This is a genomic window from Nocardia pseudovaccinii NBRC 100343 (genome assembly GCF_001613225.1).
Classification (GTDB): domain Bacteria; phylum Actinomycetota; class Actinomycetes; order Mycobacteriales; family Mycobacteriaceae; genus Nocardia; species Nocardia pseudovaccinii.
This window is the reverse complement of the sequence record NZ_BDBY01000377.1, coordinates 1-24226: the sequence shown is the minus strand read 5'-3', so window position 1 is coordinate 24226 and position 24226 is coordinate 1. Positions and strand designations below refer to the sequence as shown.

At 66.2% G+C, this 24226-nt stretch carries 21 protein-coding genes; 11 read left to right on the top strand and 10 right to left on the bottom strand.

Annotated features, from left to right (window positions below; all coding sequences use genetic code 11):
• Window positions 1–65 precede the first annotated feature (65 nt).
• The 6 genes from NP3_RS41045 (at window position 66) to NP3_RS41020 (ending at window position 6484) form a co-directional block, all read left to right on the top strand.
• Window positions 66–1022 carry a D-isomer specific 2-hydroxyacid dehydrogenase family protein gene (locus NP3_RS41045; protein WP_063047109.1) on the top strand — a complete coding sequence of 319 codons (957 nt, stop codon included), beginning with the start codon at window positions 66–68 and terminating at the stop codon, window positions 1020–1022.
• Between the two features lie 204 nt (window positions 1023–1226).
• The gene (locus NP3_RS41040; protein ID WP_063047093.1) at window positions 1227–2213 is read left to right on the top strand and encodes an alpha/beta hydrolase; all 987 of its coding nucleotides are present in this window, start codon (window positions 1227–1229) and stop codon (window positions 2211–2213) included.
• A gap of 1 nt (window position 2214) precedes the next feature.
• Window positions 2215–3120, top strand: coding sequence for an SDR family NAD(P)-dependent oxidoreductase (locus NP3_RS41035; RefSeq protein ID WP_063047092.1), 906 nt, complete (start codon window positions 2215–2217; stop codon window positions 3118–3120).
• Window positions 3121–3122: 2 nt separating this feature from the next.
• Entirely contained in the window at window positions 3123–4049 is a 927-nt protein-coding gene (locus tag NP3_RS41030; protein ID WP_174566311.1) for a ferritin-like domain-containing protein, read from the top strand.
• A 38-nt stretch (window positions 4050–4087) separates the two neighbouring features.
• A complete protein-coding gene (locus tag NP3_RS41025) occupies window positions 4088–5611 on the top strand; it encodes a flavin-containing monooxygenase (RefSeq protein WP_063047107.1) in 1524 nt (507 codons plus the stop codon).
• A 102-nt stretch (window positions 5612–5713) separates the two neighbouring features.
• Entirely contained in the window at window positions 5714–6484 is a 771-nt protein-coding gene (locus tag NP3_RS41020; protein ID WP_063047106.1) for a MerR family transcriptional regulator, read from the top strand.
• 300 nt (window positions 6485–6784) lie between these two features.
• Here the strand turns inward: NP3_RS41020 and NP3_RS41015 are convergent, their stop codons facing one another.
• Window positions 6785–9526, bottom strand: coding sequence for an ATP-binding protein (locus NP3_RS41015; RefSeq protein ID WP_063047091.1), 2742 nt, complete (start codon window positions 9524–9526; stop codon window positions 6785–6787).
• A gap of 60 nt (window positions 9527–9586) precedes the next feature.
• Window positions 9587–9880, bottom strand: a complete 294-nt coding sequence (locus tag NP3_RS41010) for a hypothetical protein (protein WP_063047090.1) — start codon at window positions 9878–9880, stop codon at window positions 9587–9589.
• A gap of 150 nt (window positions 9881–10030) precedes the next feature.
• Between NP3_RS41010 and NP3_RS48630 the strand changes: the two genes are divergently transcribed.
• Window positions 10031–10204 (top strand): hypothetical protein, encoded by a 174-nt coding sequence (locus NP3_RS48630; protein ID WP_157124888.1) that lies wholly within the window; start codon window positions 10031–10033, stop codon window positions 10202–10204.
• Between the two features lie 77 nt (window positions 10205–10281).
• Window positions 10282–10749, top strand: a complete 468-nt coding sequence (locus tag NP3_RS41005; protein ID WP_063047089.1) for a hypothetical protein — start codon at window positions 10282–10284, stop codon at window positions 10747–10749.
• 21 nt (window positions 10750–10770) lie between these two features.
• Here NP3_RS41005 and NP3_RS41000 read toward each other — a convergent pair whose 3' ends face one another.
• From NP3_RS41000 to NP3_RS40965, 8 genes are read right to left on the bottom strand one after another with little or no spacing between them, the layout of a single operon-like run.
• Complete coding sequence (locus NP3_RS41000; RefSeq protein WP_063047088.1) at window positions 10771–11709, bottom strand: UbiA prenyltransferase family protein; 939 nt, start codon at window positions 11707–11709, stop codon at window positions 10771–10773.
• Window positions 11706–12338, bottom strand: a complete 633-nt coding sequence (locus tag NP3_RS40995) for a nitroreductase family protein (RefSeq protein ID WP_063047087.1) — start codon at window positions 12336–12338, stop codon at window positions 11706–11708. Before NP3_RS40995 ends, NP3_RS41000 begins: the two co-directional genes overlap by 4 nt.
• Window positions 12338–13324: a ScbA/BarX family gamma-butyrolactone biosynthesis protein gene (locus NP3_RS40990; protein WP_245721323.1), complete on the bottom strand. Its 987-nt coding sequence runs from the start codon at window positions 13322–13324 to the stop codon at window positions 12338–12340. The genes NP3_RS40995 and NP3_RS40990 overlap by 1 nt, the downstream gene beginning before the upstream one ends.
• The gene (locus NP3_RS40985) at window positions 13321–14241 is read right to left on the bottom strand and encodes a nucleoside-diphosphate kinase (protein ID WP_063047085.1); all 921 of its coding nucleotides are present in this window, start codon (window positions 14239–14241) and stop codon (window positions 13321–13323) included. Before NP3_RS40985 ends, NP3_RS40990 begins: the two co-directional genes overlap by 4 nt.
• Window positions 14238–15326, bottom strand: a complete 1089-nt coding sequence (locus NP3_RS40980) for an SDR family oxidoreductase (protein WP_063047084.1) — start codon at window positions 15324–15326, stop codon at window positions 14238–14240. The genes NP3_RS40985 and NP3_RS40980 overlap by 4 nt, the downstream gene beginning before the upstream one ends.
• A complete protein-coding gene (locus NP3_RS40975) occupies window positions 15323–15649 on the bottom strand; it encodes an acyl carrier protein (RefSeq protein ID WP_245721322.1) in 327 nt (108 codons plus the stop codon). The genes NP3_RS40980 and NP3_RS40975 overlap by 4 nt, the downstream gene beginning before the upstream one ends.
• Entirely contained in the window at window positions 15646–19047 is a 3402-nt protein-coding gene (locus tag NP3_RS40970; protein WP_063047083.1) for an AMP-binding protein, read from the bottom strand. Before NP3_RS40970 ends, NP3_RS40975 begins: the two co-directional genes overlap by 4 nt.
• Window positions 19034–21865 (bottom strand): PEP/pyruvate-binding domain-containing protein, encoded by a 2832-nt coding sequence (locus tag NP3_RS40965; protein WP_063047082.1) that lies wholly within the window; start codon window positions 21863–21865, stop codon window positions 19034–19036. Before NP3_RS40965 ends, NP3_RS40970 begins: the two co-directional genes overlap by 14 nt.
• Before the next feature lie 216 nt (window positions 21866–22081).
• Here NP3_RS40965 and NP3_RS40960 point away from each other — a divergent pair, with 216 nt between their 5' ends.
• From NP3_RS40960 to NP3_RS40950, 3 genes are all read left to right on the top strand, one after another.
• Entirely contained in the window at window positions 22082–22795 is a 714-nt protein-coding gene (locus NP3_RS40960; protein ID WP_063047081.1) for an ESX secretion-associated protein EspG, read from the top strand.
• A gap of 86 nt (window positions 22796–22881) precedes the next feature.
• Complete coding sequence (locus NP3_RS40955; protein WP_063047104.1) at window positions 22882–23256, top strand: hypothetical protein; 375 nt, start codon at window positions 22882–22884, stop codon at window positions 23254–23256.
• Between the two features lie 70 nt (window positions 23257–23326).
• Window positions 23327–24226, top strand: a 900-nt coding sequence (locus NP3_RS40950; protein ID WP_063047080.1) for a hypothetical protein, incomplete at its 3' end; no start/stop codon positions are given.

Here is a 24226-nt window from a genome sequence, read left to right as displayed (position 1 = left end):
TACGGTTCGCTTCGGAGACAGCCGCGGGCGCCGTGCCAGTGGTTTTGCCGGGACAGGAGGTCGTCATGAGCGCCGCGGAGGTTCCGGTTCCGGTCGCGATCGGCCCGTCGACGCCCGCGCCGACGTTGCTGCGCAAGGCCGTGGTCGAGGGCGGCGCGACCGTCGCGGATCTGCCGCAGGCTCGCGCCTTGATCTGGGCGGGTGGGCCAGGTGAGTTCCCGGACGAGTTGCCGCCGTCGGTCGAATGGGTGCAGTTGCCCGCGGCCGGTGTCGAGGACTGGTTCACCGCGGGCATTCTCGCTCGGCATCCGGAGGTTCGATTCACCTCCGCCGCAGGCGCTTTCGCCGCGAGCGTGGCCGAGCACGCACTGATGCTGCTGCTCGCCGGGGTGCGTTATCTGCCGGAGCACCTGCGGGCGGGAAGTTGGCGACAGTACGATTTCTTCCCGCATGTCGGCACACTGCACGGCAAGACGGTGACCATTGTCGGTGCGGGCGGGATCGGGCGCGCCCTGATTCCCATGCTCGTCCCGCTCGGCGCGCACATCATCGCCGTCAATCGTTCGGGCCGCCCGGTGACCGGACCCGGCATCCCGGACACCGTCGAGACCCTTCCGGCCGAACATCTCGCCCGGATCTGGCCGCGCACCGATCACGTGGTTATCGCCGCCCCCGCGACGCCCGAGACGAAACACCTGGTCGGAGCCGAGGAACTGGCCCGGCTGAAGCCGTCTTCCTGGGTGATCAATGTGGCGCGCGGCAGCCTCATCGATACCGACGCACTGGTGGCCGCACTGGCCTCCGGTGCGATCGGCGGCGCCGGTCTCGATGTCACCGATCCCGAACCGCTGCCGGATGGCCACCCGCTCTGGGTGCTGCCGAATGCCATTGTCACACCACATGATTCGAATCCACCGCAGCTGCGGCTCGCGGCTTTCGCGGACCATGTCGGGGCGAATGTGCAGCGCTTCACCACTGGGCGCGACCTGCTCGCTCCGATCGATATCAAACGGGGTTACTGACCCACCCCGGACCCAGGTCGGTGTCATTCAGCTATGAGCACTGGTGATCCACCGCGGTAAGCGGCGGCCTCCAGCACCCTGTCGCGAGCACTGAACGGGCAGCCTCGGATTCGATCGAGGCCCGGCTCAGAATGTCCGCGCCATAAACAGCCTTTTTTGAATGTGCCATTGACAACTGGCACATTTATGCCTGACGCTTAGGTCATGACAAGGTCAACGAGGACCTCGGTCCCCGGCGTTCCGACGGTGCCGTCGGCACGGTCCAGACTCGCTGCCGCGGCATGCGAGATCGGGCTGCGGCCGCTGAACAACGCGGTACCCATGAACGCACCGGGAGTGTGGTTCGCACGCAAGCTGATCGCGACGATCATGGCCACGGCGGGTCCGACGCCACGTGGCATATCCGTCGTCCAGGTCCGGTCCGGCACCGTCCGCGGCGAATGGGTCCGCGCACCCGGCGTGGATTTCGGACAGCGCGCCATCTACTACATTCACGGCAGCGGCTACGTCCTCTGCTCGGCCCGCACCCACCGCGGCTTGGCCGCGCAACTGTCCAGGAAGACCGGACTGCCGGTCTTCCTCACCGACTACCGGCTCGCGCCGGAGCATCGGTTTCCGGCCGCCGCCGATGATGTCGAGGCCGGATACCGCTGGCTGCTCGACCGCGGTTTCGCCGCACAAGACCTGGTGATCGCCTGCGATTCCGCGGGTGGGCATCTGGCGCTGGATCTACTGATCGAGAACGACCGCCACGCCCGCCCACAACCCGCCGCCGTCGCGATGTTCTCCCCGCTGATCGATCTCACCCTCGGTTTGGCCGCCGAACAGGAACGGCGGCAACGGGATCCGGTCATCTCGGCCCGCGCGGCCGGTCGGCTCCCCCACGTCTACACCCGCGACCTGCCCGCCGACGCACCGCGCCTGCGGCTACGAATTCCGCCGGGTATGGCCATGCCGCCGCTGCTGATCCAGGCGGGCGGCGCCGAAATGCTCTGCGCCGACGCCCGACACCTGCACGCGATGGTGCGCGATGCGGGCGGCGATTGCGCACTCGAGATCTGGCCGGGCCAGGTGCATGTCTTCCAGGCGCTGCCGCTGCTGGTGCCGGAGGCGGACAAGGCATTGGATCGGGCCGCTGAATTCCTCTGTACCGCACTGATTTCCCAGACCGTCACGAAGAAGGTGAGCTGAGATGTTCGGACTGGAAAGGCTCATTCCGATCGGTATCCGACCGCGGCGCAGCCACGGCGCCCGCGCGGTGGTGACCGGTGCGGGCAGCGGTATCGGCCGGGCCTTCGCACTCGAAATCGCCGTACGCGGTGGACAGGTGATCTGCGCCGATATCGATGAATCCCGCGCCGACGAGACCGTCGCCCTCATCGAGCGCAACCATCCGGGTGCCGCGCATGCGTTCCGCTGCGATGTTTCGCGCCGCGAGGAGGTGGAAGTGCTTGCGCGCTTCGCCGAATCGCTGTTCGAACGCCCGGTCACGCTGGTGGTCAACAATGCCGGTGTCGGCATCGGCGGAAAGCCGGTCGGCGAAATCGGTTTCGACGACTGGGAGTGGGCACTCGGCATCAACCTGTGGGGTGTGGTGCACGGATGCGAGATCTTCGCACCGCAACTGCGCGCCGCCCGCCGCGGCGGCATCATCAATGTCGCCTCCGCGGCTGCCTTCGCCGCCGCACCATCGATGGCGGTCTACAACGCGTCCAAGGCCGCGGTGCTTTCGCTTTCGGAGACCATGGCCGCCGAGATGAGCGGCACCGGAGTCGCGGTCACCGTGCTGTGCCCGACCTTCGTCAAGACGAATGTGGCTCGCGACGGCCGCATTACACCGCAATCGGCCCGATTGGCCGACACCCTCATGCGCCTGACCGGCTTCTCCCCCGACAGCGTCGCGCGCACCACCCTCGATGCCCACGACCGCGGCCAGCTGTATGTGCTGCCGCAACTGGACGCGCACCTCATCTGGCTGCTCAAGCGCTACTTCCCCGCCCAGTACACCTATGCCCTCGGACTCCTGGATCGGCTACTGCCACAGGAGGACTCGACCACGACGGACCGGACCTCGGTCTCCGATAAGACGGGAGTCTGATCATGGCCAACGTCATGGACTTCGACGACATGCTCCGTAAGATCAAGGATCGCCAATGGGCGCTGGCCGATATCGACTGGGATGCCCCCGGCGCGGAAACGATTTCGCCCGAACTGCACGTCAAACTCAAGCCGTTCATGGCCGATCTGATGTGGATCGAGAATGTCGGTGCGCGCGGTTTCGCCGCCATGGCGAAGAAGGCGCCGACCGAAACGCTGCGCGAGATCTACCGCTACTTCCACGCCGAGGAGCAGAAGCACGCCAATGCCGAACTCGCGCTGATGCGGCGCTGGGGCATGCTCGACGGCGATGAGATTCCGCAGCCGAATGTGAATGTCAAGCTGGTCATCGACTTCCTGGACCAGTACTCCGACGATATGTCGCTGTCGTTCCTTGGCACGGTGATTCCGATGCTGGAGGTGGCGCTGGACGGTGCGCTGATCAAGTTCATCATGGACGAGATCGAGGATCCGATCTGCCAGGAGGCCTTCAAGAAGATCAATGCCGACGAATCCCGGCATCTGGCTGTGGATTTCGCGGTGATGGATCTGCTCGGTCACGCACAGATGCGCAAGCTGCTCATCGATCTTGTGGGCGGGTGGGCCAAGCCGACGTTCATCATCGGCGTGCTGAGCTATGTGCCGCTGCTGAACAAGATGCGCGACAACATCGTCGAGATGGGCGTCGACGAGGAGAAGTTGTATGCGGCGCTGAAGCGCTACGCGAATGTCGGCGAGCGCAGTGAGTTCGCGCGCAGGCTGCCGATGTATCAGATCGTGAAGATGCACGGCGGCTGGGTGATCAACCGCGGCCATCCCTATCACCTGCTGGCCGACGCACTGGTCAAGATCACCGCCCGGGTGCCGAAGCGGCTGCTGCGCCCGCAGCCGACCTGGTCCAAGGAACTCACCTACGAGCCTGCGGCATGACGAAGGACGAGATGAACACAGCATTGCGCAGCGATTCGATGAGGGGCGGCGGTCGGGCGACAGGTGGGCCTACCTTGGATGTCGCCATTATCGGCGGCGGATTCGCCGGAATCGGCGCCGCGATTCGCCTGAAGCAAAAGGGAATCGGCGATTTCGCGATCCTCGAACGCGGCACCGCGATCGGTGGGACCTGGCGCGACAACACCTATCCCGGCGCGGCGTGCGATATTCCGTCGCGGCTGTATTCCTACAGTTTCGCGCCGAACCCGGATTGGTCGCACACCTACTCCGGCAGCAGCGAAATCCTCGGCTATATCGAGTCGATGGCCGCGAAGTTCGGACTGCACAAGCACTTCCGCTTCGGCCTCAATGTCACCGGAATCGTGTTCGACGAGGACGCCGGGGTCTGGCACATCACGATCGAGGACCGCGCGGAGACCGTCCGCGCCAGAGCGGTGGTGTTGGCCTCCGGGCCGCTGGCAAATGCGAGTCTGCCGAATATTCCCGGCATCGAGGACTACCGGGGGCACAAGATCCACAGTGCCCGTTGGGATCACGACTACGACTTCACCGGGAAGAAGGTGGCGGTCGTCGGCACCGGAGCCAGTGCGGTGCAGCTCATTCCGGAGCTGGTGGAGCGGGCGGCCTCGGTCAAGGTGTTCCAGCGGACGCCGGGATGGGTGCTGCCCCGAGTCAATCGGCGCACCACCCCCTTGACCAAACAGCTTTACCGGCGGGTGCCCGCGGCCGAATCCCTCTCGCGTCTGGCCTGGTTCTACGGGCATGAATCCGTCGCGCTCGGCGTGGTGTGGAATACCCCGCTGACCAGGGTCGTCGAATTGGTCGGGCGAGCCCAGCTGCGCAGACAGGTGAAGGATCCGTGGCTGCGCCGCCAGCTCACCCCGGACTTCCGCGCCGGATGCAAGCGGCTGCTGATGACCGACGACTACTATCCGGCCCTGCAACGCGACAACTGCAAGCTGGTCACCTGGCCGATCGCACGCATCGCCGAACACGGCATCCGCACTGCGGAAGGTGTTGAGCATCAAGCCGATTGCATTGTCTTCGCCACCGGATTCGATGTCTCCAAGACCGGCACACCCATCCCGGTCGTCGGCCGGGACGGGCGGGTCCTCGCCGAGGAGTGGCACCACGGCGCGTATGCGTACAAGAGCATCGCGGTTTCCGGGTACCCGAATCTGTTCTTCACCTTCGGGCCGAATTCGGGGCCGGGACACAATTCGGCGCTGGTGTACATGGAGGCCCAGATCGACTATCTGGTGAGCGCGATCGGCACCATTCTGGACCGGGATCTGCGCATGCTCGATGTGCGCAAGGACCGGCAGGACCGCTACAACGCGGCGATCCAGCGGCGCCTGGGCAGCACCACATGGAACTCCGGCTGCCGCAGTTGGTATCTCACCGAGGACGGGTTCAATGCGACCATGTATCCGGGTTTCGCCACCCAGTACGTGGGCCAGCTGCGGACGGTGAACCTCGACGACTATCACGTCGTACCCGCCGCGGACACAGCGAAGAACCGGATCGCGGCGGTTTCCTAGGTGACGGGCACCGGTGGTCGCAACGCTAGACTCGGTCGGTTCGAAGACCGCGTTCCGGCCGCCGGTGCAGGCGTGCCCTAGTCGCTATGGGAGGTGATATCGGTGCCGGAGTACCGGATCGATGATCTCGCCCGCGCCGCGGGCACCACGAGCCGGAATGTGCGCGCCTACCAGGAGCGCGGATTGCTACCGCCCCCGGTCGGCAAGGACGGGCGCGCCAGCATCTACGACGATTCGCATCTGGAGCGACTGCGACTCATCGACGCGCTGCTGCAGCGCGGCTTCACCACCGCCCATATCGCCGATTTCATCACCAGCTGGGAGACCGGCAAGGACCTCACCGAGGTGCTCGGCCTGCAGCACGCGGTGACGGCCCCCTGGGCGAAGGACGAAACCTTCGAAGTACCCCGCGAACTGATCGGGACCATTCTCGGCACCGATACCGACGAGCTCGTCGACCGGCTCGCAGAGATGAAGCTGGTGCGGATCGAGGGCGATACCGTCGCCTTCACCGATACCGCACTGCTCACCTCGTTCGCCGAACTACACGAATACGGCCTGGAACTGCGCACGCTGATCGAGATCTACGCCAAGGTCGCCGACCGCATCGATGACATCACCCACATCATGATCACGGCCGCCAAACAGCACATCGTCGACGAGCACGGGCCCGGCTGGCTGCCCGAGACCAGCAGCGAAATCGCCGACACCACAACGATGCTCAACAAAATGCGCGAACTGGCGGTCGCCTCGGTGCACGCCACCCTGGTCCGGTCGCTCGATGTCACGCTGCGCCGCGAGTTGGGCGATTACCTCGCCACCGCCGCGGAGCGCGAACGCGGACGTACCGGTTCATTGCCCGACGCGCCTTGACCGCCAGCGAAATTCGCTGGGGTGCGCGTTGGTTTCGGGGATTCACGCCGCCGATTGTCCGAGCTCGGGCCGACCGAGCGTTTCGGCTCGACAGGCTCGGTGCTCGGGGCACAGATAGACAAATCCGGGCCGGATGAATGCCGGGTCCAGTCGCTGTGCGAACGTCAAGTTTTCGCGACGCCAGCAATCGCCGCATACCACTGTGTTCATGTGGCACCTCATTCCGCTCACGGGACGTGTGACGAAGGATTCCCAATTCCGGCGAAATCAACGCCATGTGAGCCCATGGCAACACAACCGTTACTTTGGACCCGGGTTCCTGCTCGCCCAGGCCGCGATCTGGCTGCGGTTGGTGAATCCGAGCTTGGTCAGGATGTGTTGGACGTGGTTCTGCGCGGTGCGCTCGGATAACACCAGTGCGGTCGCGATTTCGCGGTTGCTTTTACCGGCGGCGACGAGAGCGGCGACTTCGCGTTCCCGTGGGGAGAGCGTCGCGCGGTTCAGCGGTGTCGCGGCGAGGCCGCGCAGGCGCTGCACCCAGGGGGCCATACCGTAGGACTCCGCAAGTGGCAGTGCGGATTTGGCCATGGTTACGCCGTCCTCGGTGGCGCCGCGGCGGATCAGGAGGTCGGCCAGTTCACAATCGGCCTCCACGGCGAAGCAGCGGGCGCCGATCTCGCGACAGATCTTGCGCGCGGTGCCGAGATCCTGCTCGGCGGTCGCCGAGTCGCCGATGGCTGCCGCGAATTTGCCGAGCCACAGGGTGACCGGGCCTAGGTAGTGTCCGTTGCCGCCTCCGCCGACCGCATGACCATCGCGATACGGGGCGAGGCGCTGCGCGAAGTAGCGGATGTCCTGGTCCAGACCGAGAGCCAGTGCGACGGAACCGCCGACTACCAGTGCGTTGAGCACGAAGTACGGCGGGATCACCCACTCTTCGGGCGGACCGAGCCCGCGATACAGCGGTTCGGCCTCTGCGGTGCGACCGTCTTCGACCAGTGGAAATGCCGTGCCCAGCCGGGCGAAGATCTCGTTGCGGACCTCGCCGCGCATGGACAACGGCGGTAATTCGAAGCTGATATCGAGGTGACCGCGGTGATGGCCGATGGTGCCCACCAGCGCCCGGTACGCGCCATAACCCGCCGGATGACCGATCGATTCGGCCAGTTCGCGCGCCTGCCCGCCGAGCCGCAGCGCCTCGTCCAGATCCCCGTGGCCCTGCGCCAAGGCCGCCTCGGCCACCAGCAGATTCCAGCGGGCCATCGGCCCGCCGGTATGCCGCACACACCAGCGCAGCCGCGACAGCTCACTGCCGATCGCCGCGAGTTCGCCACGCTCCCACTGCGAGTCGATGGCCCATAGCCTGCCCCACAGCTCGATCGATGGGCTGCGCAGGCTCAGTCCGGCATCCGTCATGCGGGCGGCCAATTCGGCCCGCTCCACGCGGTGTTCCGGTGCGGCGCAGGCGAGTTGACGGGCACGCAAGGCGGCGACCACGGCCTCCGGATCGCCGCATGCGTCGGCGAGCTGCAGTGCGGCCACGCTCGTCTCGTCGACGTTGTCGAGCAGACCCAAATAGACCGAAGCCTCCGTCGAGCGCGCGAGCAGCCGCGTCCGGAGCAGATCCGGCAGGCCATCGAATTCCAGTGCTTCCGTGCACCATTCACGAATGTCGCGATCCCAGACACGATCGCCGACCGGTTCGAGTACGAGTGCGCACTCCGCGATCAGGGTGGCATCGCCGACGCGACGGCCGATGGTCAGCGCGGCAACGCTATCCGCGCGGGCCGCACCGAGATCGCCCGCCCGTAGCCTTGCCGTGGCCCTGGCCAGCAGCAATCTGCCGCGATCTGCGGCGTCCGATCCGGCGGCATGGTCGAGCGCCAGACCGTAGAGCCGCACGGCCTCCTCGAACGCCAATTCCCGCAATGCCGCATCGCCCGCGCGGCGCGCCCAGTGCACCGCGGGACCGTGTTCGCCGGTCACCGCCGCACCCGCCCAATGCCGCGCCAGTGCCGCCGAATGGTGTTCCAGCGCATCGGGATACAGTTCCTCGATGGCCTGTGCCGCCCTGGCGTGCAGGATCACCCGCTGCTGCAGCAACAGACTTTCCTGCAGTGCGGCACGCACCAGCGCATGCCCGAAACGCACCGCACCCGGCTGCGCACCAACCACCAGCAATCCCGCCGCGACGGCCTCGTCCACCGCGGTCAGACACTCCAGCGCGGGCCTGCCGATCAACCGCGACGCCACCGCGATCGGAAACTCCTCGCCGAGAATCGAGGATGACCGCAGCAACTCCTGGGTGCGCGGCGCGAGCGGCACCAGTCGGCCGCGGACCACCTCACGCAGGGTCGCAGGCAGTTGCAGCGCACCCGTCTCCTGTAGCGATCGCCCGAGTTCGCGCAGGTAGAACGGATTTCCAGCGGTCATCGTGTAGGCGTCGAAGGTGATCTGATCCGGCACGGCCCGTCCGGCCTCGGCCTGTAGGCACTGTGCCGAACTCTCCGGCGACAGACCGGTCAGGCCGAGTGTCCTGGTCACCGGCTCCCGCAGCAGATCCGGTTTGATCGCGCGCCAGCCGGTCGCGGCATCGGATACCGTGTCACGTTCGGTGGCGCACACCAGGATTCGCTTACCGCGCAGATTCCGGATCAGATGCAGCAGCGCCTGCAGCGACGGTTCATCGGCCCAGTGGATGTCATCGATGACGAACAGGGCCGCGGTGCTATCGAGACGATCGGCGAAGCTTTCGAACAGCGCGGTGCGCTCGACCGGTGCGACGTCGACGGCCGGTAGATCGGCAAGGGCCTGCCGCCAGAGCCAGAACGGCGGTGCGTCGGGCAGTTCCAGCGCCCGGGTCCACAGCGTGCGCACACCCCGCGCCTGCGCGCGCTCGGCCAGTTCGGACACCAAACGGGTCTTGCCGATACCCGCCTCGCCGGAACACACGACCAACTGCGGATTTCCGTTCACCGCAGCGTCGAGCCAGCGGAGCAGATCGGCAAGTTCGTCTCCCCGCCCGATCAGCTCGGTCGACACGCGCCACCTCCGAGACGTTGACATTACCCGCGCGGTGGTGCGCGCGAGCAGGCATCGCGACTACGATCGTTCGGTCAGGCCGTCGGTGCTCACATCGCCTTCGAAGGCGTGGATGCTCGCATCCGGACCCGGACGCACCCCCGCGCGCTCGAATGCCGGGAACAGCCGTTCGGCCGCATATCGGTCGGCGGCGGCCGCCGATTCCCAGACATCGACGATGTGCAGTGCCCCGTCGGACACTCCGACGATGTGCAGCAATTGTCCCGTGACCGGCGCATCGCCGAGTTCGGCCACGACCGCCTGGTATTCCGGCAAGCCCACTCCGGGCGTGCGGGTGATGTTGATGTACGGCATCGTTTCTCCTACCTCGCGCCACCGCCGGGTGCGGTGGTTGCGGCGAGATTACGAAGGAACCGGCAGACCCGACGTCCGCCGAACTACTCATTACAGCTACTCATTCGCGCAGGTAGCCTCGTAGGTAGCACAATTCGGGAGGGCTCGATCATGACGTCGGAAAGTTTCGAGAGCGAAGTCGCGGACCCGCGCGCCCGGTGGCGGCACCTGCCGAAGGAGCCTGACCGGTACGTCGAAGAGACCCCGGTCGAGCCGACATATTCGTCCTACACGCTGCCCGCGGTCGACCCCACCCAGGATTTCATCCGGCTCTATGGCGGCTGAGGCCTTTCAGATCTTGCGATAGGGCGAGCCTGTGTCGAGACTGGACCGGTCGAAGTTTCGCGAGTGCAGGAGCCAACATGGCCGTCACAGCTGTTCGTCGTATCTCGTCCGGGTTCGCGGTTATCACCGCAGTCGTTGCGTTGGGAGGCGGTTCGTTGCTGGCGTCCGGCGCCGCCGTCGGCGCACCGGGGGATGTCACCACCACGGTGACGCTACCGGGGCAGGCGGCCACCGGATGTACGGCGCAGGTGAAGGCAACGGTGGCAGGGAGTTCCGCGCTCGGGCTCGGGAATTACATTCCGCCGGTGGAGTTCTGGGATGACGGAACGTTCCTCGGGAGTGTCACGCCGACGGTGAACAAGGCGACTCCGTCGAATGGTGTTTCGCTGACCGCCCAGGTCGATTGGAAGCCAGCCACGACCGGCAATCACACGGTGCGGGCGAAGTATGTGGGCGGCAACTACACGCCGGAGTCGGTGGGCTCGGTTGTGGTGCGGGTCGGGACGGGCATCGATCTCGGGTCGGCGTGCTTGCCGATCGGCTGAAATCGGCTGCGGTCGTCGGATTTACGTCAGGGTGATCGCCTGCACGATCAGCACTGTGTACATCGTCAGGATGAACAGGACAGCCGGGAGCACCGGATAGTCCGGCTTGCCGCCGCGCACGAACTTCACTGCTCCCCAGATGGGAAGCAGTAAGAGTGCCAACGGAATCCAGGCGACCACCGCTTGCGCTGATGTATGCGTCCATGGTTGGACGAGGGCGATGTCGGTGACGGCGGCGATGGCGGCACACAGCAGTCCGAATGCGGTGCTGCCGGTTGCGCCGAGGGCATTGGAGTAGAAGTGCTCCTCGGTGCGTGGCGTGCGAGATGTCTTGCGGGCGAATTCGAATTGCAAGAACGCGCCCGCGAAGATCAGGGCCACGGCCGCGGTCTTCCAGGTGGCGCGAACCTCACCGGTGTCGGCGGCAGAGAGGACGACGTAGGCGGTGACCAGGAGTTGAACCGGATAGGTGACGGCCAGATTCGCCAGAATATCGGTTCGAATGGTCGCCGACAGGCGCTCGAGACCCCACAGCGCCAGGCCGTAGGCGAGGACGGCGGCGATCATGAGCGCGGAGACTACCGAGAGCGTCGCGCTGGCGGCGGTCGCACCGATGGCGATGACGGCCATGGCGGCACGGAGTTCGGTGGCGGAGATCGCACCGGTGACCAACGGGCGGTCCGGGTTGTGCACGCGGTCGTAGTCGAGGTCCTTCTGCTCGTCTACCATGCGCAGATACAGCAGGACGAACGCGACGACGACGATGCGCAGAACCGTGGACCCGGTCGGATGCCAGGCCGAATCCGGTTGTGACACAAGGGCCGCGATGCCCTCCAACGCGAGCACCCAGAGCACGCCGTACAGGACATAGTGCGGTTTGTACATAACCGCGGTGAAGCGGCCGATGCGGACCACGGAATCGAGGAACCCAGGGGACGACGTGCGAGCGACCTCGCTCATGCCTCGTTCCACCGATCCCACATGGTCACCTCCGCGGCGGGAGTGCGCCGCAGGCTCGGCCCCCGAGTGCCGGGCAGCAGATGCGCGACCGGCAGCATGGCGACCTGGGTGACCTGCTCGAACGGAATACCGAGCAGGTCGGCGATGTCTCGCTCATAGGCCAGATGTGCGGTCGTCATGGTGGAGCCGAGCCCACGTTCGTGCAGCGCGAGCATGAAGTTCCAGACCGCCGGGTAGATCGAGCCGTAGAAACTGGCCAGCAACAGCGGCGACGCGTCCGCGGGCGGGCGACCGAGGGAGCATACGATGACCAGCGCGGGCACCTCGTGCAGATGCGCCGCGAGATGCTGCCCGGAGGCCAGGTCACCGAGTTGGTCCGGACGGGGTGTACGCGCGGAAAGGTAAGCGGCGAAACCCTTTCGGTAGTACTCGGCGATCTGCTGTTTGGTCTCCTCATCCTGAACGACCAGGAAGCGCCACGGCTGGCGATTGGTGCCGCTCGGCGCGTGCACCGCGATATCCAGACAGTCCAGCAGGTCCTGGCGCGCGACCGGACGGGTCGGGTCGAGGCGGCGGCGGAAGGCGCGGGTGGTGGTCAGCAGGTCGGTGCCCGAGAACGCCTCGCCCATCAGACTCCTTCGGTATCGGCCTCGGAAACCAGTGCGTCCTCGGCGAATTCGAGATCGATCTGGGCGGCCACGGCATCGGCCTGCAGGATCTCGCAGTGGATGACGGTATTGCCCGCCCCTTGATCGGTGATCTCCGCGCTGCATTCCGCAGGCAGGTCCAGCTCCACGAATCGGTCGAAAGTGCTTGCCACACATTCGAGTTGGGGCAGGTCGCGCACGACCATCGACAATGCGGTCTGACGGCAGGCCTCGATGAGCAGACTGCCGGGCACATGGTCGAGCTGGTGGTCGAACAGGAACGGATGGCCGAGATCGGGCACCAGCCGCGCCCGTGCGACCGCGCCGTCGCGCACCGGCGCGCCGATCACCACATTGCGCCAGTTCTCCCGGCCCACCGCGGCGGGTGCGGCGCGTTCGGTCAGTGCCGAGGCACCGCGAAACTCGCCGAGCCCCAGGCTGTCCCGGAATCCGCTGCGCAGCCCCGACCACTGTCGCCCGGTCACCCAGGAGAAGGATCCGTCGACAGTCAGCATCTGCGCGCCGTCGGATTCGATCTCGAGCACCATATCGAGCCCCTGCAGCACGCCACCGCGCTGATGACGTTGCGGAACACGCACGTGCATCACCAGGTCGGCGGGCGCGGTGCGCACCTCCCAGGCGGCGGTGTCGGATCCGGTGCCATTGAAAGTGCGTACCACGAATGCCATTTCGTTCGGCACTCCGTAGAACTTGTGCGTCAATGCGATGGCGGCCTGCCGGGCCGCCTCCATGACCACCAGCGGATCATGGCGTACCGCGAGCGATCCGGCGTGATCGCCGTAATACGCATGCATTCTTGGTAATTGGGCTCCAGCGACGAAGGTGTGCTCGCCCACGGCGTCCAATGAGGTGACGAACACCTCCGAGACCGCGCATCGGTGTGCGAGTTCCCGGGAGATCGTGCGGGTATGGCTCGCCGTCTGTACAGCGGCCGCGTCTGTGGTCACGTTCGACCCTCCAACCATTCTTCGGCGGACACCGGCCGCAACGTCTGCGACGCGGTGCCGGTCCGCATGGGAAGTACATAGGATCCGAGTACGATCGCCGACCACGGATCGAGCTCCCGGCCATCGGCCCAGGCCTGGTACAGCAACTGCGCGCAGTCCGCATCCGAGGCAGGATCGAAGCCGGATGGGGCCGTCCTACCGCCCCGTGCCGAATCGTGTAGCACCCGGTCGAGCGCGTCCGCCCGATCGAAGCTGCGCGCGGGTGTGCGCGCATACAGTTCCTCGGCGATCGCCGCCGCGTCCGCCGCGCGGTCCGTGCCGGTGCAGGCTTGTGCGATCACCGCTGCCCGGCTCCATTCGTCCAGGTAGATGGCGAGTTCCCGCAGTACGTCGGCGGGATCGTCGGGCGAATGCACCAGGTTCAGCAAGTAGTTGTGACGGCCGAGCAAATACCGCAGCTCACCGGGGCGGCGCTTGCGCGGATCGGTGGCGCCCTTCGCCTCGGTCAGCCGCACCGGTACGGGCAGCTCACCGTCGGGCGCGTGCACGACGAGTACGAGCACATCCGAGATGGCGACCAGCAGATCGGCCAGGCGGCGGCGTTCGGGAGAGGCGATATTCCAAGCGAAGTACCACAGCGCACGGGCCAGATGCCGGTCGACCGGGACACGGAAGGCACTGACGACCCGAAAACCGTTGTCGGCCAGCCAATTCAATGTCGGGTCGACGGAACGCGCGACAATCGCGTCCGGCTTGAGCAGCAGCAGGGAATGCTCCCTGGCGAATTCGGCCGCGTCGATGCCGAGTCGATCGAGCTGGTCGACCGATTCCTGCACGTAGGTGTCGCAGACGTAGGCGTCGACCTTCTGCGGCGACGGCGTCAGCGGGCTCAGCAATTCCCGCAGCGACTCACTCATGAGGCCGCTCCGTCGAAGTCGCTGGCCAGGATGTCCGCTATCGAGGGCAGCGGCATGCCGAGGTATCCCGATTCCAGGCAGTAGTCCAGCAATACCCGCAGATACTCCTTGCCGCTCGCCGGAGACGGCTTCCCCAGCAGCACGTCGGCGCGGGTGGTGTCGAATACCAGCCGCCGCCGGAAATAGCTCGTGTAGAGCGAACCGATGCGGCGGTAGTACTCGCGCTCGATCGGCTCGAGATCGTCCTCGGCGAAGGTCGCCTCCGGCACGAAGGTGGCGACCTCGAAGGACGGATATTCGGCGAGCACATCGGAGACCTCGCGCAGCGAGAGGGTGTCGCGGCCGAGGGCGTGCAGCGTGCGATGCTGTGCGGAGTCGAAATCCAGTACGGTCGCGGCGATTACATCGGCGACATGGTCGACCGGCGCCAGCGAGAGCGTCGCGTCGTAGCGGCCGGGCAGCGAGCGTAGCTTGCCCTCGACCATGAGTTTCACGACGGTGTAGAGGTTCTTGTACTCCCGGATCGTCCCGGTATCGCTCGCTCCGGTCACGATGCCGGGGCGCACGATGGCCCACGGCAGGCCCTGCTCCCCGGCCGCCCGCACCAGCTTCTCGGCGCGAAACTTGCTGTCCTCATAGCCATTTCCGAAGGTTTGACCGGCGCCGAGTTCGTCCTCGGTGATGGTGCCGCCCCGCATTCCGCAGACGTAAGCGGTGCTGACGTGCACGAGCGGCACCTCCCACTCGCGTGCGAGCGCAATGGCATTCGCGGTGCCGACCACATTGAGTTCCTCGTAGTCAGCCGCCGATGCGTCGAATGCCGTTGTGGCCGCGCAGTGCACGATGATGCCGACCCGCTCGGCCAGATCCTCGGTATCGCGCACGGACAGGCCCAATCCGGGCAACCGCACGTCACCCGCGACGGCGGTACCGGCCTCGATCAGGGTCCCGTCATTGCGCACGATGGTCGAATTGCTGTGCAGCACAGCGGCAACCGGTTGGCTCGCGGCCGCGAGCCTGGCGACGACCTCGGCACCGACCAGTCCGGCCGCACCGGTCACCAGTACGGTATCGCCGGAGTTCACAGTGGTACCTCGGCAGCGGCCAAACTGCCAGAGACCAGGGCGATCACGGCATCGACCCGGCGCACACCCACCAGTTGCTCGGGTCGGTAGCGCGGCAGTTCGAACGCACGCTCGAGGACGACGGTGAGTTCCATCAGGCGCAGTGAATCGAAGCCGAGATCCTCCACGAGGCGGTGCTCATCGGACAATTCCGCGGGCGGCTCCGGGGCCATCGTCAGGACAATCCGGCGCACCTTGTCGGCAGTCGTAGTGCCAGCCACCGCGGGCCCACCCGTCACCCGGCCACCATCCCTCATCGGATCGCTGCGCGATGCCGCCCTCATAGCTCTCCTTCCCGCAGATGCGGTTGTTGGCCACCGGAGGCCAGCAGATCGCGGGCCTCGTCCAGGGGCAGGTCGGTATTCAGATACCCGGCGATGCGCAGCCAGTCGTAACCGATCGCCAGCGTGCGCCGCCACTGCTCACGTGAATCGAAGGAGGCCGGGAATCCCGTTGTCGTCTCCGCCCCCGCCGCGACCCATCGGACCAGGGTGACGAAGTCGTCCAGCACCGCGAGACCCGCGAGAGTATCTCCGCCCGTTCCGATTATCTCCGAGAAACGGACCCGTCGTGCCGATTCCAGCTGCGTCAGTAGATCGTCACGACGCAGGGCGTGGTTCGGCAACAGCCGCCGCAGAGTCTGCGCGGGCGCTACATCGGCGGGCAGCGAATGAATCCCGAATGCGGACAACAGGACACGGACCGCCATGGCGATGAGCCGGTGTGCCGCGATATCGGCGACCGCACCCTGGGAGTTCTTGACCGCACCGGCCAGGTCCTCTCTGGCGTTCTCCAGCACGACGTTGGACCACACCAGATTCAGCGCGCATTCGGTGAATCTGGTTGCGGGCAGGGGCGACAATGTCGCGATCACATCGTCGCGGGTGGCACCGGTCAGACCGAGGGCAGGCGCGGCCGCGTGGGGAACCGGGGTGTACGGCTTGACCGGCTTGCACATGGCCAGCGCGGGTTCGATGAGTTCACCTCCGCGCCACTGCAATCCGACCAGACCGAGTCCGAGGAACTCGAGCAGATCCTCGGCGATGTCATGTTCGGCACGGCCGAGGACATCGCGCAATGAATGCCGGAACACCACCGAACGCCAGGCACGGGCCGCAGTGTCGGACAGTGCGAAGACGTCGCGATCGTCCCGGATCACGTGGATGTGCCCGCCGATCGTCCAGGTGGTGACTCCTGGACGGCGTGCGAACAGGATCTGGTGCGGATCATCGGCGATCTCGGGCACGCCGAGCCGCGCCGCCAGCTGCCAAACCTGTTCCCACGCGAGGTGTTCGGTCGGCTCGACGAGGTCGTTGTAGCGGTCGATGAGCGCGTCGGTTCCGATGCGGTCGAGTTGATGCGGCAGCCACTTGGTTTCCAGGTAGCTTTCGCCCTTGCGGGCAGCCCAGCCCTTCATCGCCTGGAGCAGTCCGTCGCGTGCCCAGTCGGCGGCTTCGGCCTCGGCGTGCAGGGCCCGCAGCGCGACCGCGTATCGCAGCGCCTGCGTCGCGCGCCGAGTCCACCAGTCGGCCGCAAGCGCGATAAATCTCGAATGCGGTAGCAGTGCACGCAATTCCGTGACGTTCGGCGCCCCGGGCCGGACCACGGTCGCACGCAGGAATCGCTGACACCGGTTGAGCAGATCCTCGTCGATCTTGTCCGAACCACTCGCCACCAGCTCCAGCTGATTGCGCAGCTGCGTCTCGGACCGCGTCCGCACCTCAACGCGCCGACCATCGATGAACAACACGGTCGGCAGTGTCGGCAACTCCTCGTCACCGGGGGCGACAACCAGGAAGTCGATATCGGATCCGGCATTGCCGAATCCCTCCGCCAGCGAACCTTCGAACAGGACCGTCGAATCAGGCGGTACCGCAACACTTTCCAATGTCCGATCGAGCAACTGTCGCACGCGTTCGGCAGGCAGCGCGGGCTCGGGCACGGCGTCGTCGGTAGCCGGGCTGTCCGTGCGCGATGCCGATTCGGTAGTGCCGTCTACCGCGTGCACCACCGCGCCCGCCAACGCGCCGTCCGCGAACAACTGCCACATATGCCGACGCCGCGGTTTACCGCTCGAGGTGCGGCGGATGATGCCGCGCGGGCCGGTCACGATGTGCACCGTCTGCGCGGGACCGAGTTCACCGCGAATAATCCTGCGTGCCTCGGCAATCCAGTCTCCGGGTGCCGATTCAGCGAACAGCGCGATGCCTTGGGCACCGGCCTCGGTGATCGCGACGGCGGCGAGTTTGCCCTTGGTGATTCCGGTTTCCTGAGCCACCCGGGATTCGATGTCCTCCATGAACACCGACCGGCCGCGTACCTTGAGGCTCGACCCCATCCGGCCGAGGACGAAAACCTCTCCGTTGTGCAGGAATCCGGCATCACCGGTGAACAGCACCCGCTCGACGATTCGCGTCGACGAACCGGCGCTCGGTTCGCCGGAGTAACCCAGCGCGACCGAATCCCCGACGACGATCATCTCACCGAGGGTGCCGTCGGGCAGTTCCCGGCCGTCTTCGTCGACCACTCGCACGGTCGATTCGGGCGTCGAGTAGCCGAGTCCGGTGATCCACCCGGAGCCCTCGACACGGTGGGTGTCGTCGAGCAATTCCTCGGCCAGGATCGTAATGGGTTGGCCGAAGCGAAGATTCGGATTGTCCAGCCGCAGTGCGGTGACGGGCCGGTTGCGCGCGGAGGAGGTCACCATCAGCGTGGCCTCGGCCAGACCATAGGCGAGGGTGTAGGCGTCGGTCGAAAAGCCTTGTCGGCCAGCCAGACCCGCGAAGGACTGGAGGTCGGCCACCTCGACCGGCTCCGATCCGACGGCCAGCGTGCGCCAGCCGGACAGATCCAGATCCGCGATCTCCTCCGGTGCGACGCGATGCGCCACATAACCGAGCGCGAACGACGGTGACGGAGTGTGCTGTGCGTGCGACATGGCGCGCAGCCAGCGCGCCGGATCGCGGACGAACTGGTCCGGGCGCATCAGATACAGCTCGCCCTGATTGGTCACGGTGGTGAGAAACGCGCCGACCAGGCCCATGTCGTGATAGAGCGGCAGCCAGGAGACCATGGATTCGCCGTGGCGCCAGTCGATCAGCGTCGAGATCATCGCGATGTTGTTGGCCAGGTTGTGCCAGCTGACCCTTACCCCGCGCGGCGTACCGGTGGACCCTGAGGTGAATTGCAGCAGCGCGCATTCATCGGGCTCGCCGAATTCGCGCTCCATCGGCGCGGGACCCGGATTCGCGGCATCGATCACCAGCGGCTCGTCCGCGCGGCCCGCCGCCTCCGCAGCTTTGCGCACCAACTGCTCGAACTCGGTCGAGGTCACCACCAATCGCGGCCGGGCCTGCTCCAGAATGGCCGCGATATGAGCGATGATCTGGTCGAGGTCACCGAACATCGGCGGCGCGACCGGGGTGAAGACCCCACCGCAGGCCCACACTGCGTAAAATGCGGCGGCACAGTGGAATCCGGTCGGCATGATCACGCACGCGCCATCGCCGCTGCCCATACCGTGTTCGCGCATACGCGCCGCGATCGACCAGCTCAGTTCCGCGAGATCGTGATAGCTGCGGTACTCCCAGCCGTCGGCCTCGTCGGCCAGGTGGATCCCGGCGTCGCGCGCCGGATCGGCCAGCCAATTGCGCACTGCGGCAACGTCTTTATCCGGCTTCATCCCGCAGCTCTCCTCCCGACAGCACGGTAACGGTACCGTTCGTGCCGTCGACCCGTATTCCCATACCAGAACGTATCTTCTTGGTCAGGTCCTTGACCTGGACCACCGTCGGAACTCCCAACTCCCGTGCCACGATCGCGACATGGGTGAGGGGACTGCCGCGCTCGATCACCAGCGCCGACGCCGAGGGCAGCGCGGCCACCCAACCCGGATCGGTGCGGTATGCCACCAGGATGCCGCCCGCCACGTCGCGTGGCTCGTCGACGACCACCGCGGCGCCCTCGACGATTCCGGATGCCGACGGCGTGCCGGGCAGGACCGTGCCGACAGTCGCGGCCGGGGTGTCGGTAACCGGTACCCAGCCCTGGCACGCGAGCTCCGCGCGCCCGAAGGTCGGCCCCGAGGTGACGAAGCGGGCCGGGGCGACCAGCTCGGCGTCCCTGGCGCGCTGGGCTTTCCGTGCGGCGACCAGATCGCGCAGGCCGCCGCTGGTGGCTGCTTGCGGGTCGCTGGGAACGGTGCCGCTTGCGGCTGCTTGCAGGTCGCTCGAAACGGTGCCGCTGGTGGCTACTTGCGGGTCGCTCGAAACGGCACTGCCGTCGTAGCAGCCGCGCAACTCGTGGACGGTCAGGGCGAAGACATCGTCGAATTCGTCGATGACACCGCGCGCGACCAGATCTCGGCCCATTACCCGGATCATCCGCTTGACCATGCCGAAGGCCCGGGTGCGGCAGAACCGCAGCCGCTCCCGATGCGCGGCGCACCGATTCACCTTGCCGCGCAGGCGTTCATAGATCCGCCGCCGGAAGCCGCGCAGATTGGCGTCCAGGTACTCGTCGGCCTCCGCACCGCGGCTGTGCTGTGCCGCCTCCCCGACGCGGCCGATCGCGCTGCGCAGCATGACGAAAAGGCTCGCGGGTTCTTCGCGCAGATCCGGGGTTTCCAGCTTCAGTTCGTCCAGGCTGCGGTAACCGTAGCGATCGATGTAGTCCTCGATCCGGTCGCGGAATTCGCTGCGGTCACGCACGGCGTCGTAAATCTGTTCCGGTGCGGTCGAATTGATCAACGACACCAGTTCGGGATCCTGGCGAACGAACTGCGCGAGTTCGGTCATGGCGCGGGCCGGTTCGGCGGATTCGACATCCGCGCCGGGGCCGACGACGGCGTACAGGAACCACTCCGGCGCCTTCGGCAGCAGCAGTTTGGTCAGCAGATACATCAGACCGGTGCAGGTCAACAGGATTGCGTCCAGCACCATCAGCGGACCCCAGCGCTCGACCAGGTCCCGGTCGACCTTGCGATAAGCCGCGTAGGCCTGTTCGCCGGTCAGCGTCGAGTAGTCGAGTGCGTCGTATTCGTCGTAGACGCGGTAGAAGTCGGTCATGAAGCGCTCGACCATCTCGTCGATACCGAACAGCCGCCGCACATAGGTCACCGTGGTGATCGCCCGCGACCGCAGCCGGGCCAGTGGCGTGCGGAAGGTGAACGGGCGCAAGGTCTTCGCGATCTCATCGGGCAGCGGTTCGTCGACGCCGAGCGCGGCCTCCAGCACCTTCCGGTTCAACGGATATCCGGGTGCGATGCCGACCATCCGGTACCAGTGCAGCAGGTTGTAATAGACCCGGCCGTGAAAGTAGCCGAGTAGCACCGGAGTCCAGCGATCGGTCTGGCGCAGTTGCGCGTCGGGCACCCGCAGCGACTTGGCGTAGCCGTGGTAGACGCGGCCGTAGATGTCGGCGGCGGTCGTGTAGGTCAGTGGGGAGGTGATGCCGCTGAAGCTCTCGATGATGTTGGAGTTGTCCCAGATTCGCTCGTCGCCGTCGGCGAGCACCTCACCGGCGCCGCGCAGTACCGCACCGCGCACCGGGCCGTCGGTCACCGCCGTGGTGATCGGCCGCGACTGCAGGAACCAGAGGCCGTCGGCATCGATGGCCCACTCGATGTCCTGTGGCGCACCGAAGTCGGCCTCCAGCTTGCGTCCCCACTCCACCAATTCGGCCAGTTCGGCGTCGGCGAGCACCGCGCTCTGGCGGCGCTGCGGCTCGACCTCGAGCGTCGTACAGCCCTGCTCCCCCGCAGGTGTATAGCGTCGATCCTTGTCCCCCACAGTCGTTTCCAGCACCTTGCCGGAAGATTTGTCGACCACGACCGAATCCGCGTCCACCGCACCCGACACCAACCCCTCGCCGAGCCCGTACACCGCACTGACGACCAATTCGTCTGCGGCGCCGCTGATCGGGTTTGCGGTGAACATCACTCCGCTGGACCGCGCATCGATAAGACGTTGCAGGACAACGGCTATGGCGTCGGCGCGCGGCTGTCCGTGCGCGAAGGCATAGCGGATGGACCGTTCCGAGAATGCCGAAGCCCAGCAGTCACGCACGCGCGCCGCGACCGCGTCGACACCGTTGACATTGAGGAACGAATCGAACTGGCCCGCATAGGACTGGCCGGGACCGTCCTCGACGACCGCCGACGATCGAACCGCGACCGCGCCCGCCCCCAGGCGGCCGTAGGCATCGGCGATCAGTTCGAGTACCGGCTGCGGCAGTCGCGCATCGACGATCGCGGCGCGTAGTTCCGCACCGGCGGCCAGCGCCGAATCCAGATCGTCCGATGATGTGACATTCAACACAATAGTCGCCAAATCGGCGTCCGCATCGGTCTCGATAAGGAACCGGTTGAAGACGTCGGTGCCGAGCACCGCCCAGTCCGGGACCCGGAAGCCACCATTGTGCAAGGTGTACAACCCACGCGCTTTACCCCCGCCTAGCGCGGCAAATGTCGCCGAGTCGGTCCACGGTCCGAGTACCTGCAAGACTTTTCTCCCATCACCCCCGTTCACCGCACCGGAGCAGGCGCTCCGGCACAACAAGGCAGCGCAAACCGAAGGGGCTGTCTGGATATATCCGAGATTTGCTTTCGACGTTAGCCCGCAAACCTTGGGTACTGCTTGGTAAAGACTTGGTTCGAACGCCCAGAGGCACCAGTAAGCTTCGCGATGACGTTCATGGGTTGTAAGGAGTGATTCGGCGTGGGTTGGACCTTCACCCCGGACGAGTTCGCCCATGTCTGGCGCGAGACCGAAGTGGACCGTCACCCGTATCCGCTGCGCATTCTCGAGACCCCGAGAACCGAGACCGAGGCCGACAAATTGCGCGCACAACTGGAGGAGCGACTACCGCCGCGCAGCGATCCGGATCTATCGGCGTGCCTGCGGATCATGGCCGCACCGCAGACCAGGATCGTGGCGATCGGCGGCGGGCACGGTCCCGGCACCGAGATCCGTTTGCTGGCCTGTGCGATCTACGACCGCGCCGTCCTCGCCATCCAGGAACCCGGCGCCGGACCGGATTTCGGTGGGCGCGTACGACTTTCGATCGGACTCAGTGCCAAGCTCGGCGCGCGGATCGCCGCATTGCTGCCCGCGGTCCCGGCCGGACACGAACCGGCGCGGGCAGCCTCCGCCGATGCGATCCGCGACGACGAGACCGTGGTCGTAGCGCAGCGAGCGGTGCCCTCGATCCGGCGGCTGCTGCTCAAGCCGCATACCGCCGAGGGACATATCCGGATCGAGGGGCGGCTGGACCACCCGTCGCCGCAGCCGCCGATCCACTACACCTGGATCGACGTCAAGGGCGACGGCCGCTATCTGATCAAGGCGGGCGATACCGTGCACATCGTGCCCGCCTCGGCCGACCAACTCGCTACGCAGCTGCAGAAACGTATTCCCGTGCAGGCCCGATAAGCCGCCACCGGCCGGAACTATTTCATCCGGAGGCATGGCTAACGGTTAGTCTGAGGCGGACCGACCGATCCCCGGGGGTGTGGTTCATGACGATCGAGAGCAGCCGAGCCGATATTGCCCGCTTCAAACAGGAGGCACAGGCGGGCACCGTCAAGTTCGATCCGGACGCGGCGCGACGCTGCGCCGAAATGTACGACAATCAAGCCGACCGACTCATCTATCTACGCCAACGCCTCGAATCGGCGGGCGAACTGGACGGCTTCGGTGGATTCATCTCCGCACAGCAATTGGAGGCTGGATTCGCGCACAAGGCCCGCGACGCCGCCACCCTGCTAGACCACTACATCGAAGCCGCCTACCGCATGAAAGAGGCGTTCCTGATCAGCGGCGGGCTGTTCGAGGAGGCCGATGCCGCGAACGCCGCGGCGCTGCGTGCGATCGAAACGCGGGTGCCGCGATGAGTGGTGCTGCCGCACAAGGCGGCTGTCGCGCGGGTCAGGATGCAGGGACAAACGTCTGCGAGGCGCGGCGATGAGCGGTAATGATCCCGATTACATCAGCTCGATGGAGCATTTCGAGTCGATGAAGCATGAGGAGATCTACGCCAAGACCCAGCAGATCGACGCCGCGCAGATCCTCAACGCATCGGTCACGTGGCTGGAAGTCGCAGGGACGCTGGCCAGTTCGTTTCCGCTGACCAGGGCGGGTTCGGATCGGGTAATGAATTCGATGGCATGGGAGGGCGCGGCCGCCGAAGCCGCCTATGCGAGTGCCCGCAGCTACGCCGACTCGGTCGATGAACTCGCCGCGATCATGGGACAGGTCGGCACCCGCCTCGGCGCGGTGGCCACGGCCGCCGAAGCCGTGAAGATCGCCGTTGTGCCACCGGGCAATTCGGGCCCGATCGGCACCATAGCCCGGCTGCTCGAAGCCGCCCATGTGATCAATGCGCAAATGGCGGAAGAGGCGCTGCGCCAAGAAGCCGTCCTCGCCATAAACATGATCTACAAACCCGCCTACCAAATGGCAGGCACCGCCGTCCCCGCCCTCCCCACACCCCCCGCCTTACCCGGCACACCAGGCGCGACACCGTCGGCACCCAAGCCCGGCATACAGGCCCCCCAAACCTCACCCTCTACCCCGGAATACCAAGCGCCACAACCGACCCCGGCACCCAGCACCCCGGAACCTGCGCCCTCCACTCCGGAATCCCGAGCACCACAACCAACTCCGGACTCAACGACACCAGCACCGACATCTCCGGCCCCCGGAACCCCGGATACCCAGGCACCGCAACCCACCCCGGCTCCGCCCAGCACCCCGGATTCCCAGGTGCCACAGCCCACTCCGGCCCCTGCCCCAACGCCGGAGCCATCAACCCAACAAGCACCCCCTCCGGCCCCACCCCAACAGGCCCCGCCCCCAACGCAG

Excerpts from the sequence above, each read along its gene's own strand:
- NP3_RS41045 (WP_063047109.1), top strand. The coding sequence starts at position 66 with ATGAGCGCCGCGGAGGTTCCGGTTCCGGTCGCGATCGGCCCGTCGACG.
- NP3_RS41040 (WP_063047093.1), top strand. The coding sequence starts at position 1,227 with ATGACAAGGTCAACGAGGACCTCGGTCCCCGGCGTTCCGACGGTGCCG.
- NP3_RS41035 (WP_063047092.1), top strand. The coding sequence starts at position 2,215 with ATGTTCGGACTGGAAAGGCTCATTCCGATCGGTATCCGACCGCGGCGC.
- NP3_RS41030 (WP_174566311.1), top strand. The coding sequence starts at position 3,123 with ATGGCCAACGTCATGGACTTCGACGACATGCTCCGTAAGATCAAGGAT.
- NP3_RS41025 (WP_063047107.1), top strand. The coding sequence starts at position 4,088 with ATGAGGGGCGGCGGTCGGGCGACAGGTGGGCCTACCTTGGATGTCGCC.
- NP3_RS41010 (WP_063047090.1), bottom strand. The coding sequence starts at position 9,880 with ATGCCGTACATCAACATCACCCGCACGCCCGGAGTGGGCTTGCCGGAA.
- NP3_RS48630 (WP_157124888.1), top strand. The coding sequence starts at position 10,031 with ATGACGTCGGAAAGTTTCGAGAGCGAAGTCGCGGACCCGCGCGCCCGG.
- NP3_RS41005 (WP_063047089.1), top strand. The coding sequence starts at position 10,282 with ATGGCCGTCACAGCTGTTCGTCGTATCTCGTCCGGGTTCGCGGTTATC.
- NP3_RS41000 (WP_063047088.1), bottom strand. The coding sequence starts at position 11,709 with ATGAGCGAGGTCGCTCGCACGTCGTCCCCTGGGTTCCTCGATTCCGTG.
- NP3_RS40995 (WP_063047087.1), bottom strand. The coding sequence starts at position 12,338 with ATGGGCGAGGCGTTCTCGGGCACCGACCTGCTGACCACCACCCGCGCC.
- NP3_RS40985 (WP_063047085.1), bottom strand. The coding sequence starts at position 14,241 with ATGAGTGAGTCGCTGCGGGAATTGCTGAGCCCGCTGACGCCGTCGCCG.
- NP3_RS40975 (WP_245721322.1), bottom strand. The coding sequence starts at position 15,649 with ATGAGGGCGGCATCGCGCAGCGATCCGATGAGGGATGGTGGCCGGGTG.
- NP3_RS40970 (WP_063047083.1), bottom strand. The coding sequence starts at position 19,047 with ATGAAGCCGGATAAAGACGTTGCCGCAGTGCGCAATTGGCTGGCCGAT.
- NP3_RS40955 (WP_063047104.1), top strand. The coding sequence starts at position 22,882 with ATGACGATCGAGAGCAGCCGAGCCGATATTGCCCGCTTCAAACAGGAG.